This window comes from Streptomyces sp. NPDC051207, from assembly GCF_040682395.1.
Lineage (GTDB): Bacteria > Actinomycetota > Actinomycetes > Streptomycetales > Streptomycetaceae > Streptomyces.
Genome location: NZ_JBFBAX010000001.1, coordinates 268,712 through 286,351 on the forward strand (window position 1 = coordinate 268,712; position 17,640 = coordinate 286,351).

Annotated in this window: 13 protein-coding genes and 1 tRNA gene; 3 read left to right on the forward strand and 11 right to left on the reverse strand. The window is 72.9% G+C overall.

Translation table 11 applies throughout. The features are described 5' to 3' along the window. Nucleotides 1-13: 13 nt before the first annotated feature. Nucleotides 14-1,483, reverse strand: coding sequence for a hypothetical protein (locus AB0M97_RS01215; RefSeq protein ID WP_365958571.1), 1,470 nt, complete (start codon nt 1,481-1,483; stop codon nt 14-16). A 46-nt stretch (nt 1,484-1,529) separates the two neighbouring features. After that, nucleotides 1,530-1,931 (reverse strand): hypothetical protein, encoded by a 402-nt coding sequence (locus tag AB0M97_RS01220; RefSeq protein WP_365958572.1) that lies wholly within the window; start codon nt 1,929-1,931, stop codon nt 1,530-1,532. A 349-nt stretch (nt 1,932-2,280) separates the two neighbouring features. Between AB0M97_RS01220 and AB0M97_RS01225 the strand changes: the two genes are divergently transcribed. Further along, nucleotides 2,281-6,075 carry a WD40 repeat domain-containing protein gene (locus AB0M97_RS01225; protein WP_365958573.1) on the forward strand — a complete coding sequence of 1,265 codons (3,795 nt, stop codon included), beginning with the start codon at nt 2,281-2,283 and terminating at the stop codon, nt 6,073-6,075. A gap of 127 nt (nt 6,076-6,202) precedes the next feature. Here AB0M97_RS01225 and AB0M97_RS01230 read toward each other — a convergent pair whose 3' ends face one another. Next, a complete protein-coding gene (locus AB0M97_RS01230) occupies nt 6,203-6,601 on the reverse strand; it encodes a hypothetical protein (protein ID WP_365958574.1) in 399 nt (132 codons plus the stop codon). A gap of 319 nt (nt 6,602-6,920) precedes the next feature. On the opposite strand from AB0M97_RS01230, the gene AB0M97_RS01235 reads away from it, so the two are divergent. Both AB0M97_RS01235 and AB0M97_RS01240 read left to right on the forward strand, forming a co-directional pair. After that, nucleotides 6,921-8,708: a coagulation factor 5/8 type domain-containing protein gene (locus tag AB0M97_RS01235; RefSeq protein WP_365958575.1), complete on the forward strand. Its 1,788-nt coding sequence runs from the start codon at nt 6,921-6,923 to the stop codon at nt 8,706-8,708. Nucleotides 8,709-9,080: 372 nt separating this feature from the next. Then, nucleotides 9,081-10,379: an FAD-dependent oxidoreductase gene (locus AB0M97_RS01240; RefSeq protein ID WP_365958576.1), complete on the forward strand. Its 1,299-nt coding sequence runs from the start codon at nt 9,081-9,083 to the stop codon at nt 10,377-10,379. Nucleotides 10,380-10,605: 226 nt separating this feature from the next. Here the strand turns inward: AB0M97_RS01240 and AB0M97_RS01245 are convergent, their stop codons facing one another. From AB0M97_RS01245 to AB0M97_RS01280, 8 genes are all read right to left on the reverse strand, one after another. After that, nucleotides 10,606-11,799 (reverse strand): tryptophan dimethylallyltransferase family protein, encoded by a 1,194-nt coding sequence (locus tag AB0M97_RS01245; protein WP_365958577.1) that lies wholly within the window; start codon nt 11,797-11,799, stop codon nt 10,606-10,608. Nucleotides 11,800-11,902: 103 nt separating this feature from the next. Beyond that, on the reverse strand, nt 11,903-13,252 hold the full coding sequence (locus AB0M97_RS01250) for a cytochrome P450 (RefSeq protein WP_365958578.1): 1,350 nt from the start codon (nt 13,250-13,252) through the stop codon (nt 11,903-11,905). Between the two features lie 16 nt (nt 13,253-13,268). Then, nucleotides 13,269-13,862: an ATP/GTP-binding protein gene (locus AB0M97_RS01255; protein ID WP_365958580.1), complete on the reverse strand. Its 594-nt coding sequence runs from the start codon at nt 13,860-13,862 to the stop codon at nt 13,269-13,271. After that, complete coding sequence (locus AB0M97_RS01260) at nt 13,837-14,214, reverse strand: DUF742 domain-containing protein (RefSeq protein ID WP_365958582.1); 378 nt, start codon at nt 14,212-14,214, stop codon at nt 13,837-13,839. Before AB0M97_RS01260 ends, AB0M97_RS01255 begins: the two co-directional genes overlap by 26 nt. Further along, nucleotides 14,211-14,612, reverse strand: a complete 402-nt coding sequence (locus tag AB0M97_RS01265; protein ID WP_365958583.1) for a roadblock/LC7 domain-containing protein — start codon at nt 14,610-14,612, stop codon at nt 14,211-14,213. Before AB0M97_RS01265 ends, AB0M97_RS01260 begins: the two co-directional genes overlap by 4 nt. Next, a complete protein-coding gene (locus AB0M97_RS01270; RefSeq protein ID WP_365958585.1) occupies nt 14,609-15,781 on the reverse strand; it encodes an ATP-binding protein in 1,173 nt (390 codons plus the stop codon). The genes AB0M97_RS01265 and AB0M97_RS01270 overlap by 4 nt, the downstream gene beginning before the upstream one ends. Before the next feature lie 454 nt (nt 15,782-16,235). After that, nucleotides 16,236-16,320, reverse strand: a tRNA-Leu gene (locus tag AB0M97_RS01275). A 241-nt stretch (nt 16,321-16,561) separates the two neighbouring features. Continuing rightward, nucleotides 16,562-17,614, reverse strand: a complete 1,053-nt coding sequence (locus AB0M97_RS01280; RefSeq protein WP_365958587.1) for a sugar phosphate isomerase/epimerase — start codon at nt 17,612-17,614, stop codon at nt 16,562-16,564. Between the last annotated feature and the right edge of the window lie 26 nt (nt 17,615-17,640).

Here is a 17,640-nt window from a genome sequence, read left to right on the forward strand (position 1 = left end):
CCAGTTCCTCCTCTCACCGCCGGACGACCGGGGAGAACGCGTCGCGTACGTCGGAGGCCGACGGCGTGACGTACTTGTCGGACGGGGGAAGGCCGTAGTACATGAAGGAGTACGGGCAGCTCGTGCCGCTGATCTGCACCTTGCGGTTGGCCACGAGCCTGCCGGTGCGCAGCTCGTACACCTTCACCGGGATCCGGACCTTGTGGAAGGTGACGTAGGTGATGCCGCTTCCGGAGCCGGACGTCGGCCGGTAGGGGCACGTCCTGACGGCGGACCCGAAATCGCTCGAACCCGTGCACACCACGAGCGCGGCCCGGGCCGGGTCCGTGGTCCGCCACCCGTCGGGCAGCTTCTCCGTGTACTCGCCCTCGCCCAGGAACAGCGCACGGCTGGTTCCCCTGCGGTACGCGGGGGCGCCGCCGTACTTCGCCGGGTCGGCGCAGTACCCGGTCTTCGCGCTGTGCGTCCCGGCCACCAGCTGCCGGACGTGGTCGAGTTCGATGGCCAGGCCGGCCTTCTTGACGCCGCTGCGGGCCTTGCCGGTGCGGTCGTCGCCGGGGTACTGGTCGAGCAGCTGCCGGTAGTGCGCCCGCGCCTGCCTCCAGTCCTCGCGGTTCATGTGGTCGTCGCCGCATTCCAGGAGTGCGGCCGGTGCGGTACGGGCGGCGGCGGCCGACGACCGGTCGAGCACCTCGTGCCCCGGCTTCCTGGCGCGGAGCCAGTCGGTGACGACCACCGTCCGGCAGGGGTCGCCGTCGGGCAGCCGGGCGAGGAATCCGTCCAGGGCCGCGGCGACGGCCGGTTCGTTGGCCGGGTCCTTCAGGAGCGAAACCAGCTTCCGGTAGCCGGATGCGAGCAGGTCGACCTCGGCGTCGAGTCCGCCGGACAGGTCGGCGCGGGCGCTGTCCAGGCGCTCGCAGGCGTCCACCGCCGCGTCGCCCCGCGCGGCCACGGGCGCGCCGGCGAGCCGGTGGCCGGGCCCGATGTCCTCCTGGGCGTCCGCGACAGCCGCACAGTCGCCCTGCTCCCGGGCCTCGTTCACGCGGTCCTGGACGCCGTGGGTGTCCAGCCGCAGCCAGCCGGCGGCCAGCAGCACCGGCACCGTGATGCCGAGCGCGACGAGGCGCTGGCCGCGCGGGGTGCGCCGGGCGCCCTCGTCACGGCCGCGGGCCCCCTGCCAGCCGTGGGCGACGAGCGCCGCCCACCACAGCAGCAGGACGACCTCGCTCCACGTCTCGGCGGTCGCCACGACCGTCCAGACGAGCGCGACGGTGACCGCCCCGGTGGCGAGGAACAGCCCGCGGCGCCCCATGAGGAGGTAGCCCACGCCGAGCAGCGAGGCGTTCCCGGCGGCGACGGCCAGGGGATCGGGTGCGGCGTCCCGGACGACGAGCGGCCGGGAGGGCTCGGGCAGCCCGGGAGGACCGAAAGGTTCGGAGAAGTCGGCGTGGTCCGGATACTCCGGGACGTCCGGGTGGTTCATGGCGTGGCCCCTCGTGCCTCGGTGCGGTTCATGGTCCGGCCGCCCCTCACGTTTCGCTCGCCGGCCCGTCGGCGTGCAGCAGGGCCGTCCTGGCCCGGACGTAGCGCTCGGCCGCCGGCCGGTACAGCAGGACCACCCCCGGGACGGCGAACGCGCATGCGAGGGCGAGGGTCGGGCCGCCGTACAGCGGGTCGGCGAGCGCGAACGGCGCGGCGAGCAGCAGGATCACCGCCGTCAGGCAGGTGACCGTGGTCCGGGCGACCCGCCGACCGCGCCCGGCCCGCACCGCGAACCAGGAACAGGCCAGCACGAGCAGGGTCAGCAAGGTCGGCGCCCGGGACGCCTGCGGGTCGGACATCCCCGCCACGGCGGCCGTCAGCGCCCCCAGGACGAGCAGGATCACGGCGAGGGTCACGCTCCGCGGCCGGCGGGCCTCGTCGAGGTTCAACCGGTGTCCTCCTTGTGCGGGGTACGGGCGTACAGAACGTGCGGGGGTCGGGGACGGCGCGGTCCATGGCCGGCACGGCGTGCGCGCCGTCCCCTGCTTCCCCCTCGGGTGATCCCAGCGCGGAGAAGGGTTGTTCAGCAGCCCGTGCGCCGCGCTGAACAATGCGCGGGCCACCCCGGACCGCGCGAGGGGCGCAAAGGGTGAAGACACCGTGAACCCCCCGTGTGCGGGCCTGCGCCGCTTGCGGCCGCTCCGCGCCGCTCCCTACGGTGGGCGCCCGTACGAACACCGAGCGCACACGGCGGCGGCGTTCGCCGGGCACACACGGACACACACAACGGGGCGGATCGTGGCGGGACATGGGGTGGGACGCCGGGAGCGGGGACTGGATCCGCAGGCCGGGCCGGTGCAGAGGTTCGCCGCGCAGCTGCGCGCCCTGCGGGAGTCCGCGGGGCGGCCGACGTACCGGGCGATGGCGCAGAAGGTGCCGTTCTCCGTGACCGCCCTGTCGCAGGCGGCGGCCGGGCGGCAACTGCCCAGCCTGCCGGTGACGCTCGCCTACGTGGAGGCCTGCGGCGGCGACCTGGAGGAGTGGCGCAGGCGCTGGGAGGAGACGTCGGCGCAGGCGGCCCCGGCCGCCGACGCGGACGACACGCCGCCGCCGTACCGTGGCCTCGCCCGGTACGAACCGGACGACGCCGCCCTGTTCTTCGGGCGCGACCGGCTCGTGGACCGGCTCGGCGAACTCACCCGGCACCGCCGCTTCACCGCCGTCTTCGGCTCGTCCGGAAGCGGCAAGTCCTCACTGCTGCGGGCCGGTCTGATACCCCGGCTGCGCGCCGCGGGCGACGGCGCCCCCGCCGCCGTACGGGTCCTCACGCCCGGAGCGGACCCGTTGAACACGCACGGCGAGCGGCTGACGCCGGTGCCGGACACGGACGCGGACACCTGGCTGATCGTCGACCAGTTCGAGGAGCTGTACACCCTGTGCGCCGACCCGGCGGCGCGGGACGGCTTCGTGGACCGTCTGCTGGCCGCCACCGCGCCGGACAGCCGCCTGCGCGTGGTGATCGCCGTACGCGCCGACTTCCTCGGCCGCTGCGCCGAACACCCCGGCCTGACCGCCGCCTTGCAGGACGCCACGCTGCTCGTCGGCCCGATGACCCGGGAGGAGCTGCGGGAGGCGGTCGTCCGCCCGGCGACCGCGGCCGGCCTGATCGTGGAGCGCTCCCTGACCAGGCGGCTGCTCACGGAGGTCGAGGACGCCCCGGGCGGACTGCCGCTGATGTCGCACGCCCTGCTGGAGACCTGGCGGCACCGCACCGGCCGGACGCTGACGGAGAGCACGTACGAGGCGACGGGCGGCCTGCACGGCGCCGTCGTCCGCACCGCGGAGCAGGTCTACGCCGAACTCACCGAGCCGCAGGCCGACTTGGCGCGCCGCATCCTGCTGCGCCTGGTCGCCCCGGGCGACGGCACACCGGACACCAGGCGTCCCGCGGACCGCGCGGAACTCGCCCTCGGCGACCCCGGCGACACCCGCGCCGTCCTGGACCGGCTGGTGCGCGCGCGGCTGCTGACCCTCGACCACGGCACGGTCGACCTGGCCCACGAGGCCCTCATCACCGCCTGGCCGCGGCTGCGCGACTGGATCGACGCCGAACGCGACCGGCTGCGCGTGCACCGCTCGCTGTCCGAGGCGGCCCGCACCTGGCGGGAGCTGGGCCGGGAGAGCGCGGCCCTGTACGCGGGCTCGCGGCTGGCGGCGGCCCGCGAGGCGTTCCCCGAGGACCGCAGGGACGACGAACTGACGCGTGCGGAACGGGAGTTCCTGTCGGCGTCGGAACGCCGCCTGCGCCGTGGGATGTGGCGGCGGCGGGCGGTGTCGGCCGTGCTCGCCGTGCTGGTGCTGGTCGCCTCGGGCACCGCGGTCGTCGCGCTGCGGCTGAGCGCCACGGCGCAGGCCGAGCGGGACGATGCGGTGTTCGGCCGGATCACGGCGGAGGCGGACCGCCTGCGTGACACGAGCGCCTCCCTCGCCGCCGGCCTGGACGTCGCCGCCCACCGCATGCGGTCGACGCCGGATCTGCACACGCGGCTCATCACGGACGCGGGCCGTGTGCTGTCCACCCGGCTGCCGGGGCACCGGGGGGTGGGCAGTTCCGTGGCGTACGCGCCGGACGGCCGCACGCTGGCCAGCGGCGGCCACGACGGCACCGTACGGCTGTGGGACGTGGCGGGTGGCCGGGACGGAGGCGACGGCGGGCCCCCGTCCCCGGAGGCGGCGCTGGGCGAGCCGCTCCGCTTCCCGTCCGGCCCGGTCGGCGCGGTGGCGTTCTCCCCGGACGGCACGCTGCTGGCGGCGACGGGCCGGGGCGGCGGCATCCGGCTGTGGAACGTGGCGGACCGCACGGCACCACGCCCCGTGGGCGCGCCGCTGACCAGTCACGACGCGGAGAACATCGTCTCGGTCACGTTCGCCCCGGACGGCCGCACCCTGGCCACTGCGGGGGACGACGGCACCGTACGCCTGTGGGACCTCGGCGACCCGGCGCGCCCCGCACCGCTCGGCCCCCCGGCCCGCGCGGACGAACGCAGCGTCCGGGCGGTCGCGTTCACGCCGGACGGCCGCACCCTGGCCACGGCCGGATACACGGGGACGGTGCGCATGTGGCGCGTCGGCGGCACCGACGGCCTGTCACGGCTCGGCAAGCCGCTGCGTGCGCACGACGCGTCGGTGTGGACGGTGGCGTTCTCCCCCGACGGCCGCACCCTCGCCAGCGGCGGCTTCGACGAGACGGTGCGGCTGTACGACGCCACCGACCCTGCACGGGTCGTGCCCCTGGGCGACGCGCTCACCGTGCACTCGGCACCGGTGTGGTCCGTGACGTTCGCACCCGACGGCCGCACGCTGGCCGGCGCCGGGCAGGACGACACGGTCGTGCTGTGGAACGTGGCCAACCCGAAGTACCCGCAGCAGCTGGGCGAACCGCTCACCGGTCACACCGAGGGCGTGTGGGAGGTGGCGTTCGCGCCGGACGGCCGCACCCTGGCGAGCACGGGCGCCGACCGGAGCGTCCGCCTCTGGCACCTGCCCAGGACGACGCTCACCGACTTCACGAACCCCCTCACGTCCGTGGCGTACAGCCCCGACGGCGCACTGCTGGCGGCGGCGAGCACGGACGACGCCCTGGTCCGCCTGTGGGACGTACGGCGGCCGGGCCAGCCCCGCCGCCTGCCGCGCCCCTTGACGGGCCATGAGGCGGAGGTCATGACGGTGGCGTTCGCCCCGGACGGCCGCACGGTGGCGAGCGGTGCGCAGGACGGCACGGTACGCCTGTGGTCGGTGGCGTCCCCGTCCCGCCCGGCGCCTTCCGGGACCCTGCGCGCGGCGCACCCCGGCGGCGTCCTGTCCGTGGCCTTCTCCCCCGACGGCCGCACGCTCGCCACGGCGGGCGGGGACGGCAGGATCCGCCTGTGGGACACGGCGGGCGGCGGCGCCCCGCGCCCGGTCGGCGCACCCCTGCCCGCACACGAGGACGCGGTGACGTCACTGGCGTTCGCGCCGGACGGCCGCACCCTCGCCGGCGCGGGCGAGGACCGGACGGCCCGCCTGTGGGACGTCACCGACCGCGGCACACCCCGCCGGATCGGCCGCCCCCTGCGGAGCCACACGGACACGGTGACGTCGGTGGCCTTCGGCCCGGACGGCCGCACCCTGGCCACGGCGAGCCGGGACCGCACGGTACGCCTGTGGGACGTCGACCGCCTCGACGCACCGCGCCCGGCGGGCAGGCCCCTGACCGGTCACCGCGGCGGCGTCACGTCGGTGGCCTTCTCCCCCGACGGCCGCACCCTGGCAACGGGCGGCGAGGACCACGCGGTACGCCTGTGGGACGCCGCGACGGCCGAACCGCACGGCGAGGAGCTCACCGGCCACCTGGAAACCGTCACGTCGGTCGCCTTCAGCCCCGACGGTCACACCCTCACCTCGGCGAGCAACGACCTGACGGCACGCGTGTGGACGCTGGACACGGACCGCGCGGTCCGCCACATCTGCGCCCGCACCGGGGGCGACCTCACGAAGGCGGCGTGGGGGGAGCTGCTGCCGGGGGTGGGGCACCGGGAGGGGTGCGGGGAGTAGCGCTTCCCGCAGTCTGCCGCGCCCCCGGCCTGCCGACTCCCCGGCCGGCCGCGCTCCCCCGGTCCCGGTGCTCACCAGTCCCGGCGCTCACCGTCCCCGGCGCTTCCGGCCGGCCGTTCGGCGACGGTCAGAGACCCGCCCGCTCCAGCAGCACCGGCAGCGCCTCCGGCTTCACCTTCTGCACCGACCGGACCTGGCCGATGCCCAGTTCGTCGCGGCTCACCGGGTCGCGGTGCAGCGCCTTCGTCGCCTCGGGCAGCAGGCTCACCCCGACCACATAGGTGACGTCGGGGTCGTCCGGGTCCTCCCAGGGCTCCTCGTCGACCTCGGCCACCGCGGCGACCGCCGGGTCCGGGCGGGTGAAGAGGAACCAGAGGCGGTCGCCCGGCTTCATGCGGCTGCGGCGGCCGAGCCAGAACTCCAGCTCCGGTTCTTCCTCCGCGAGTCGGCGGATGGTGTCCCTGCCGGCCGGCTCACCGTCCAGGGTGTCCCTGTGCGGATCGAGGACGTAGATCCAGTCCGCCACGGTTTCCCCCTCGGTCAGGGCACACGGCCCACGGCAACGCGACACGCAGCAACGCAACACAGCAGTGCGCGCCCATGGTGCCAGGATCTCGCCCCGCGCGCGTAGGCATTTTCCCAGCCGGGATCTGCGGCACGGACCGGCGGGGACCGGCACGGCTCCCCCCGGGCGGCGCCGATCCCGCGGGCCGAACGGCCGTCCGGTGCGCACGAGATCCGGTCGGACCTCTTGACTCGTGCTTCTCGCGGATGAAGCATGCACGCCGAGAGAGCGCTCCCAAACCCCCCACCACGTTCACTTCCTGAACCAGGAGAGCCGCCCCATGCCCGCTTCCTCCCCGCACTCCCGGCTGCCCTCGATAGGCCGCCGGACCGTCCTGGGCGCCGCAGCGGCGACCGCTCCCGCCGTGCTCGGCCTGTCCGGTGCCGCCTCCGCCGCCCCCGGGCGGAACAAGCCGCGCAAGCTCAAGGGCGGCGGCGACCTCGGCCCGAACGTCCTCGTCTTCGACCCGTCGACCCCAGGCATCCAGGCGAAACTCGACGAGATCTTCCGTGCGCAGGAGTCGGCGCAGTTCGGTACGGGCCGCTACGCGCTGCTGTTCAAGCCGGGCACCTACCACGGGCTCAACGCCCAGATCGGCTTCTACACCTCGATCACGGGCCTGGGCCTGTCGCCCGACGACACCACCATCAACGGCGACGTGACGGTCGACGCCGGCTGGTTCGACGGCAACGCCACCCAGAACTTCTGGCGTTCCGCCGAGAACCTCGCGCTCGTCCCCGTCAACGGAACCAACCGGTGGGCGGTCGCGCAGGCGGCCCCGTTCCGCCGCATGCACGTGCGCGGCAGCCTCGACCTCGCGCCCTCCGGATACGGCTGGGCGAGCGGCGGCTACATCGCGGACAGCCGCATCGACGGCCAGGTCGGCCCGTACTCCCAGCAGCAGTGGTACACCCGGGACAGCGCGGTCGGCGGTTGGACCAACGCCGTGTGGAACATGGTGTTCTCCGGCGTCGAGGGCGCCCCGGCACAGAGCTTCCCGAACCCGCCGTACACCACGCTCGACACCACCCCGGTCTCCCGCGAGAAGCCGTTCCTGTACCTCGACGGCGAGGAGTACAAGGTCTTCCTGCCCGAGAAGCGGACCGGCTCCCGCGGCGTCACCTGGGGCAACGGCACCCCGCGCGGCACCTCCGTCCCGCTCACGCGGTTCTACGTCGCCAAGCCGGGCGACTCGGCCGCCACTCTCAACCAGGCGCTCGCGCAGGGCCTGCACCTGCTGCTGACGCCGGGCATCTACCACGTCGACCAGCCGCTGCGGGTCGACCGCCCCGACACCGTGGTGCTCGGCCTGGGGTACGCCACCCTGATCCCGGACAACGGCGCCACGGCGGTGAAGGTCGCCGACGTCGACGGCGTACGGCTCGCCGGGTTCCTCATCGACGCCGGAACCGTCAACTCCGAGACACTGCTGGAAGTCGGGCCGCAGGGCGCGTCCAAGGACCACTCCGCGAACCCGACCACCGTCCAGGACGTGTTCGTCCGCGTCGGCGGGGCGGGCGCCGGCAAGGCCACCACCTGCATCGTCGTCAACAGCCGGCACACCGTCGTCGACCACACCTGGGTCTGGCGCGCCGACCACGGCGAGGGCGTCGGCTGGGACACCAACCGCTGCGACTACGGCGTCGTCGTCAACGGCGACGACGTGCTCGCCACCGGCCTGTTCGTCGAGCACTTCAACAAGTACGACGTGCAGTGGTTCGGCGAGCGGGGCCGCACCATCTTCTTCCAGAACGAGAAGGCCTACGACGCCCCGAACCAGGCCGCCGTCCAGAACGGTCCAGTGAAGGGCTACGCCGCCTACCGGGTCGGCGACGGCGTGACCACGCACGAGGGCTGGGGCATGGGCAGTTACTGCTACTACAACGTCGACCCGACCATCGTCCAGCACCACGGCTTCGCCGCCCCGGACACGCCCGGGGTGCGCTTCCACGGTCTGAGCGTCGTGTCGCTCAGCGGGCACGGGCAGTACGAGTGCGTCATCAACGACACGGGCGCGCCCACGTCGGGCACGAACACCGTGCCGTCGACGGTGGTGTCGTACCCGTGACCGCGTGATCCGGTGAGGCGGCGGGTCGCGGTCGACCGTCGGCGGCGACCGCCGCCCCCGAGCGGATGACGGCACATTGCCTACACGTGCCGTCATCTTGTGAACGGTCGGCGCCGTCATGTCAGGGATGGCGCCGACCGTCTCCCCCGACGGGCCGCCGCGCACGCGGCGGCCCGTGACCACCACCGCCGGGGAGCGACACCGGCGGTGCGGTCAGCACGGGGCCTCCTCCCGCACACCCGCTCCTCTGCGGCGCACGGTTGCGTGTGAGAACCGACACGTCCCACCGGCCGTCGCCCTGGTGTGAGGCGAGATCCGGATGGGCAGTGAATGCACGTTCGAGAGGATGGTGTCGGGCTTGTGGGAGTATCCGTGCGAGTGTGCGTGATCGGTGCAGGTCTGTCAGGACTGGCGACGGCGCACGCGCTCAACGCCAGGGGCATCGACGTCGTCTGCCTGGAGAAGGCACCCGACGTCGGCGGCATGTGGCGCCAGCCGGGGGCCGGCGAGCGCAGCCCGGCCTACCTGGCGCTGCACCTCAACAGCGCCAAGCAGCTCACGGGTTTCGCGGACTTCCCGATGCCGTCCGAACTGCCCCTGTATCCCAGCCACAGCGACGTCGCCACGTACCTGAAGTCGTTCGCCGAGTGGGCCGGGCTGCTGTCCCGCGTCGAGCTGCGCACCGAGGTGCGGTCGGTGCGGCAGGAGGCCGACGGGACGTGGACGGTCCTCAGCCGGGACGCGCGGGGCGTGGTGTCGGCGCGGCGTTTCGACCGGGTGGTCGTCGCCTCGGGGCACAACACGGAACCGGCGATGCCGCACCCCCTGCCGCCGGGCGCCGACACCTTCGGGGGCACGATCATCCACTCGATGGACTACCGCACCGGCGAGGACTTCACGGGCCGGCGCGTGGTCGTCGTGGGCCTCGGCGCGTCCGCCGTCGACATCGCCGCCGACCTCTCCCGGCACGCGGCACGGACCCTGCTCTCCGTCCGCCGCGGCCTGCACATCATCCCGAAGCAGCTCTACGGCATCTCCGTCGACCTGATCGCCGAGGCGCCGTGGTTCACGGCCATGTCGCTCGCCGAGCAGCGGCAGTTCGTGGAGCAGGCGCTGCACGTGGCGCGGGGCAGGCTGTCGGACTACGGGCTGCCCGAGCCCGACCATCCGGTCTTCTCCTCGGCCGTGACCATCTCGGACGAGATCCTCAGCCGCATCCGGCACGGCGCGGTGATCCCGAGGCCGGCCATCGCCTCCTTCGAGCCCGGTCGCGTCGTGTTCACCGACGGGACGTCCGAGGAGGCCGACGCGGTCGTCCACTGCACCGGCTACCGGATGGCGTTCCCCTTCCTGCCGCCGGGCTGCCCGGCGGGCCCGCGGGGGACGGTCGAGCTGTACCGGCGCATCGTGTCCCCGGACCGTCCCGGGCTGTACTTCGTCGGGCTGATCCGGCCCGTGGGCTCGATCACCCGCCTCGTCGAGGCACAGGCGCAGTGGGTGGCCCGGCTCGTCGCCGGCGACGCCGCCCTGCCGTCCGAGGAGGAGATGCGCGGGGAGATCACCGCGTACCTGACGGCCGTCGAGCAGCGCTACGGCCGTACCGAGGGCGCCTCGATCCAGGTGGACGTCGGCACGTATCTGCGGGAACTGCGGGAGTTGCAGGACGCGTAGAGGGGCGGCTGCGGAGCGTGTCCGTGGTGCGACGACGGTCCGACGGCCGGTACCCACCCGGCCGGTCCGCCCTTCGGCACGTTGGCAGGCGTCTGTCCCGATGGTGTGGGACCCGGCGGAGGCCCGGCGTCGGCGGGCGGCGTCGTCCGTCCGGCGCGCAGGCCTGCGGCCCAAGCTCCCTGTGGCCGCCCTCCACGGGGAGCTTTCGCCGCCCGGGCCGTGTGTGTCAGTGCACGGCCTGGGGCTGCGGGGCCGGGAGGTTCGGCGGCCTGACCCGGTAGGCCTCGGCGGAGACGTAGACGGTCACCCGGGGCGGCCTGCCCTGCTGGTGGGCGAGCGACACATAGGCGACGAGCCCGACGCCGTCCGTGAGCCGCCGGTCGGTGACCGCGGGGACGGCCCGGATCAGCGGGCCGGCGTCCATGCCGTGGCGTTCGAGGACGGTCACCGCCCGCTCCAGGGCCTCCGCGTCGTGCCGGGCGTGGTCCCGGACGGGGACGTAGAGGGTGAAGCCGCTCGGCAGGCCGCTCGCCGTCTCGGTGAAGGCGTGGCAGGACTGGAAGGGCCGTCGCGTGAGTCCCGGGCCGTCGTGCGTGCCGCCGGTGACGGTGTGGAAGAAGTCCCGGAACTCGGCGTGCCCGGCTCGGCCCGCGGTACGGGACAGCGCGCCGGCTCCGGCGGCGGACACGTCCTGGTGGGCGAGGTAGACCTTCACCCGGGGCTCGTCCCAGTCGCCGAGGTCCAGCGCGAAGAAGAGCAGGCGGTCGGCCGGGGGCAGGGTGGCGAACGCGCGCCGGTGGCCGAGCCGGTGCAGCGCCTCCCGCACGGTCTCGGCGGAACGCTGTGCGCCCCGGGCCGCCGGATTGAGGTACACCTTCACCTTCGGTACGCCGCCGGGACGCAGCTCCAGCGCGCACCACAGGGCCAGCGGTCCCTGCGGGTCCGGCGGCAGGAACAGGTCGGCCAGCTCGTCGAGCCGTTCGGTGGAGAAGTTCCAGCGCCGGGCCATCCGCCGTACGACGTCCAGGCCGACGCGTCCGCCGCGAGCCAGGCTGTCTGCGCCGCAGCCCGGATCCAGCAGTACGCGCAGCACGGGCGCCTCGCCCGGTGTGAAGGACAGCGAGTACTCCACGGGCGTGTGGTCGTCGGACAGGAAGGTGTCGGTGGCGGGCGGCAGGTCGAGGGGCCGCCCGGCCACGGTGCCCAGCGCCGCGACGACCGCGTCGACGTACCCGCGCGTGTCTCCCGGGTCGAGGCCCGCGACCTCGCACAGCCGGCTCAGCTGACCGGCCGTGAGCGCGCCGAGCGTGCCCCCCGGCACGCCCTGGGGCGCAAGAAGACACCCGCCTTTCGGGGCGGGTATCCGGTCCCATCCGGCGGGGTCGTGCATGAAAGCGGCGTCAGTGGATATGTGGTCCATGACACCTCCTTTGCCTCGATAGCATCACGTCGTACCGCGATGCTCACTACCCGTGAGGCCAAACCTTCATGCTCTTGTGCAGAGTTGATGGGTGTTGTGTGAATCACCTCGTGAGCCAGTGGAGGAACTGACTCCACCGTCCCCCGCGTTCGGGCCTGCGCTCCTGCGCGGCGTGGCCGGAAGGCGCCGGGGCCGCCGCCTTCGTCTCGGGGGCGGAGCGCGGGGCGGGCTCCACCGGGGTGAAGCGGGCGGGCAGGGTCGCCAGGCCACGGTTGAACGGGCCGGGGCGCCAGGTCAGGCTGTCCTCGGGCACGGCGAGTTCGACGTCGGGCAGCCGGGTGAGCAGGTTCTCCAGGGCGGTCATGGTGATCTGCCGCGCGGGTTCCTTCGACGGGCAGGCGTGCGGGCCCGCGCTCCACGCCAGGTGGGCGCGGTTGCTGCCGGCCTCCCGGGCCGCCGTCAGCGCCGGGCCGGTGTTGGCGGCGGCGAAGCTGACGAGCACCAGGTCGCCCGACTGGAGCTGCTGTCCGGCGAACTCCATGTCCATGGCCGGATAGTGCGGCGCGAGGTTGGCGATCGGCGGGTTCTCCCACAGCGTGTCGTCGACGGCCTCGTCGATCAGCCCGCCCTTGTGGGCGTACGCGTCGTGGGTGAGCAGCCGGTGCAGGGTGTTGCCGATGAGGTTGCGCAGCGGTTCGGTGCCGGCGCCGAGCAGCAGCGCGACCTGGTGCACCATCTCCTCGTCGGTCAGCTGCGCCTGGTGCTGCATCAGCCAGGTGGTGACGTCGTCGCCGGGCCGGGACCGCTTGAGTGCGACGAGTTCACCGACGGCCTCGAACAGCACCTCGGCCGCCTTCTCGGCGTTGACCCCGTCGAACATGCCGGAGACACCGAACAGCACGCGGTCGCCGATGCCCGCGGGGCAGCCGAACAGCTCGTTGAACACGAACAGCGGGAGCTGCTTGGCGTAGTCGCCGAGCAGGTCGGCGGAGCCGCGCGCGGAGAACTGCGCCATGAGGTAGTCGGAGACCTGCTCGGTGCTGCGGCTCAGCCGCCGCGTGTCGACGCGGGCCATGCTGTCGGTGACGGCCTGGCGCAGCCGCAGGTGCTCGGCGCCGTCGGCGAACATGCAGTTCGGCCGGTACGCCAGCAGCGGCACGACGGGGCTGTCGTGGCCGACCTTGCCCTCGTTGAAGGCCCGCCAGCGGCGCGAGTCCTTGCGGAACGACCCGGAGTCCTGTAGGAGGTGCAGCGCCGCCGTGTAGTCGGTGACGAGGGTGGCCTCCACGCCCGGCGCGAGCTCCACGGGCGCGGCGGGACCGTAGTGCCGCAGGTAGGCGTAGTAGGCCTGGGGGTCGGCCGCGAAGTCCGGTCCGTGCAGCGGCACGCGGGCGCCGGTGCCGTGGGCCGGGCACCCGGGCGGCGGCACCGGGGCGGTGGGGTGAGCGTCCATGTCTGCTCTCAGCTTCCTATTGGGCACGGTCCAGCAAGTAGCGGACGAGGGTGGTCAGTGCGGCGGCCGACGACTTCTCGTCGCGGGCGTCGCAGGTGACGACGGGGGTGTCGTCGAGCAGGTCCAGTGCCTCGCGCAGCGCCCGTTCGTCGCGCGTCGGTGCCCCGTCGAAGTGGTTGACGGCGATGGCGTAGTCGAGCCCGTAGTGCTCGATCAGGTCGATGACGGGGAAGGAGTCCGCCAGCCGCTCCGGGTCGACGAGGACCAGGGCGCCGAGCGCGCCGAGCGCCATGTCCTCCCACATCTGGACGAAGCGCTGCTGGCCCGGCGTCCCGAACAGGTACAGCACGACCCGGTCGCTGATGGTGAGCCGGCCGAAGTCCATGGCGACGGTGGTGGTGGTCTTGCCGTCGACGCCCTTGAGGTCGTCGACCGACTCGGCCGCCCGGGTCATGGTTTCCTCGGTGGTCAGCGGCTCGATCTCGGAGATCGCCCGGATGAACGTCGTCTTGCCGACCGCGAAGTGCCCGACCACGAGGATCTTCACGGCAGTCTGCGACGCCCCGTCGCGGACGTAGTCCTGCTCATCCAAACTTGGCGCGGAGACCATGCAGCACCTCCTCCAGGATCTGCTTGTCCGCGAGGGGCGCGCGCCGCACCGGCGGGCGGGTGATGACGAACCCGGCCTCGGAGAGCGAGGCGAGGAGGATCCTCACCACGCCCAGGGGGAGCCGGGTGTGCCCGGCGATCTCCGCGACCGAGAGGTAGCCGGCGGAGCAGATGTCCAGCAGGTTCTGCTCCTCCGGGGACAGCCGGGTGGGCCGTCGCGCGTGCTCGGGGGCGGCGGTGACCAGGGTGATCAGGGAGAGCTGTTCCTCGTCGGGCAGGCCGCGGCCCCTGGTGATGACGTACGGCCGTACCAGCTCCGGCGCCTCCGGCTCCCAGCCGTCGGGGCCGGTCATGAGCGCGCGCCGAGGTTCTCGCGCGGCGGCGTCGTCAGCTCCTTGCCGAGCTGCGCGACGAGCTGCTGCATACGGAAGGTGATGTCGGCCATGTCGACGTCCGGCGAGGCGGAGACACCGAGGTAGGCGCCCTCACCGGCGGAGATCAGGAAGACCCAGCCGCCGTCGAACTCCACGAGCGTCTGCCGCCACTGCTGGGAGGTGTCCTCGCAGAAGAAGGCGAGGGACCGGCTGAGCGACTGGACCCCGCTCATGGCCGCGGCGACCCGGTCGGCGTCGTCCTTGTCGAAGTCCTTGGTCCTGGCCATCAGCAGGCCGTCGGCGGATATCAGGACCGCGTGCAGGGCCCCGGGAATCTCCAGGGCGCTGTCGAGCATCCAGGAAAGATCGTGCTTCACGAGACCTCATCACCTTCGCTGCTTGCACCGCGGGTTCGGCTCGCCCGCTCCGCTGAGTCGGGTTGCGCGGCGCGGCCGGACTGCGTGCCGCGCTGGAAGGCGCCCATGATCGCCGCCTTCTCCGCGCCGGAGCGGGCGGGTGCGCCGGTGGTCGGGGCGCTGCCCGGCACGATGGCCATCGGCCGCTTGCGGCGCCGCCGGGGCAGGCCGTCCGCGGTCGCGGACAGGGCCGCCGCGGGCTCGGGTCCACTGCTCTGGCCGGCGCCCGCCGCCGCGGGGACGGCCGGCACGGGGGCCTTCCTCTCCGGCATGGCGGTGAGCAGGTCGTGCGGGATCAGGAGCACCGCGCGCACCCCGCCGTAGGGGGAGCTGGAGTCGACGGACACCTCGAAGCCGAAGCGTTCGCAGAGGACGCCGATGACGGCGAAGCCGAACTGCGGCGGGTTGCCGAGCCCGGCGACGCCGGAGGCGATCTCGCTGGAGAGCAGCTTCTCGGCGCGGGCGCGTTCCTCGTCGCTCATGCCGACACCGGCGTCGTCGACGACGATGCAGATGCCCTTGGGCACGGTGCGGATGTTGATCTCGACGACGGTGTCGGGGCTGGAGTAGCTGGTGGCGTTGTCGAGGAGTTCGGCGAGGGCCAGCGCGACCGGCTCGACGGCACGGCTGGTGATGCCGAAGTCGACCTGGGAGAGGATGTCGACGCGGCGGTAGTGCCGGATCCTGCCCTGCGCGCTGCGCACCACGTCGTACACGGAGGCCACGTCGCGCTGGCGGCCGAGCCAGCCGTCGCACAGCACCGCGATGGACTGGGCGCGCCGGCCGAACTGCGAGTTGGTGTGGTCGATCTCCAGCAGGTCCTGGAGCATGTCCGTGTCGCCGTATTTGGACTGCAGGCGGGAAACGACCAGCTGCTGTTCGGCGGCAAGGCCCTGAAGTGTCCGCATCGCGGACTTCAGCACGGTTTTCGTGGCTTCCTCGGCCTCCTCCTGAGCTGCCCGGACGGACTGTGCGTAGTCGTTCTCCAGCTCGGTGTAATGGGACGTGAGCCCTTCGATCTCCTGTCGCAATGCACGCGCCACCCTGCGCTGCCGAACAATGAGGGCGACGGCGAGAACGATGGCGACGAGCAGAGCCCAGAGCACCGGGTTCTGTATGTATTCCGTCATAAGACTCTCTTCAGGCGACCGACGGCCGGCTTGCTGGAATTCCCGTCCATGCGGATGGGTCGGCGGACCGCCTCCGCCCGGGTTGTCACCCGGACGCCCCTGAAGGCCGGACATGTCGTGCTACCCATCCGCCCGCTCCGCAAAACGCGGTGATCGTATCACCGGACAAAGTGCTGAACGGACGTCAGAAGACCTGCGCAGGTGGGTTGTTGAGACAAAATCAGGACGCCCTGGACGGGCCTTGCCCGGCATCCGCGGAGCGGGAACCGTCGTGCACTCCATCGCCTACGGGTTACACCCAGCTGTCCGGATTGTTTCGCCGACACGACATGTTGTGCCAGGAACGGCAAAATGCCGGAACGACGAAAATCCGGACGGCACATTCGGACAGCAAACGGGACGGCAAAAAGGCCCCGACCTCGCGGTCGGGACCTTCTTATTCTGCTCCTGAGAGTGTCCGAGGGGGGACTTGAACCCCCACGCCCGATAAAGGGCACTAGCACCTCAAGCTAGCGCGTCTGCCATTCCGCCACCCGGACCAGGTGCCCGCCGCCCGACGGGAGCTTCTCCCCGCGCGGCGACGAGGACAACAATACCAAGCTTTCGGAGCGCCTTTCACCTGCGTTTCCGTCCACCGGACCGCCACGGGCACGACGCCACGCCGCCTTCACGAGGAGTGATCAACTAGTCACTCTCCGCATATGCGCCCATGGTCAGAGGGACCCTCCCCCGGGTGCGGGGAGGGCTCCTTCGGGTGCGTGCCGGGGGTCGGCCCCGGGGTCAGCAGTCCTCGCGCAGGGAGTGCAGGTGCTCGCTGGAGCGGCGGGCGAAGGTGAAGGACTCGGCCGGGTTGTCGTGCTCGGCCTGCCAGTGGTGGGCGAGGCGCTCGCCGCGCAGCCGGGTCACGCCGGAGATGAACCGCCGGTAGTCGATGTCGCCGTCACCGACGTCCGTCATGCGGTAGCCGTACGGGTTCGACGGGTCGCTCTCGCCGTCCTTGACGTGGAACAGCGGGTAGCGGTGCGGCTGCTTGAGGACGTAGTCGAGCGGCTCGAACGGCGCCGCCGTGCCGTCGGGCCGCTTCGAGAAGCGGAACTGGCCGACGTACGCCCAGTAGATGTCCATCTCCAGGTGGACGAGGTCGGGGTCGGTCTCGGCGAGCAGGACGTCGTAGAGCCGCACCTTGGGGTCGTCGGTGGCGAAGGAGAATTCCTCGGAGTGGTTGTGCTGGTAGAACTTGATGCCGCGGGCCTTCGCCGCCGCGCCGTAGGTGTTGAAGTCGTCGGCGGCGCGCTTCCAGGCGTCGACGGTCGAGCCGTAGCGGAAGGGGCTCGCGGCGGTGCCTATGTGCTTGAGGCCGAGGGCCTCGGCGTCGTCGAGGACCTTGGTGAGGTTCTGCGCGAAGGTGTAGGCGTTCGGGTCGCTGGAGTAGTAGCCGACGTGGCTGCCGATCGGGTTCAGGCCGTGGTCCCTCGCCAGGCGCTTGAGCTGGGCGAGCGTGATGGGGCCCGCCGAACCCTGGCTGTAGCCGGCGAACTCGATCTCGTCGTAGCCGTACTTGGCCAGCTCGGCGAAGACGCGGGCGAAGCCGAGGGTGGAGACCTTGTCGCGCAGGCTGTACAGCTGGATGCCGAGCCGTCCGGGCGGCAGGACGGGACGGCCGCGGCCGGAGGCGCTGGCGCTGGAGGCGGGGGCGGCGGTCGCGGGGGCGGCGGTCGCGGGGGCGGCGGCGCCGAGCAGGGCGGCGGCGGTGGCACCCGCTGCCACGCCGAGCATGCCTCGCCTGCTGAGGCGTTGGGTGAGTTCGGGGTCGGGGTGTGACAAGCGGCTCATGCCTGGGACCTCTCGGAGTCGGAGGG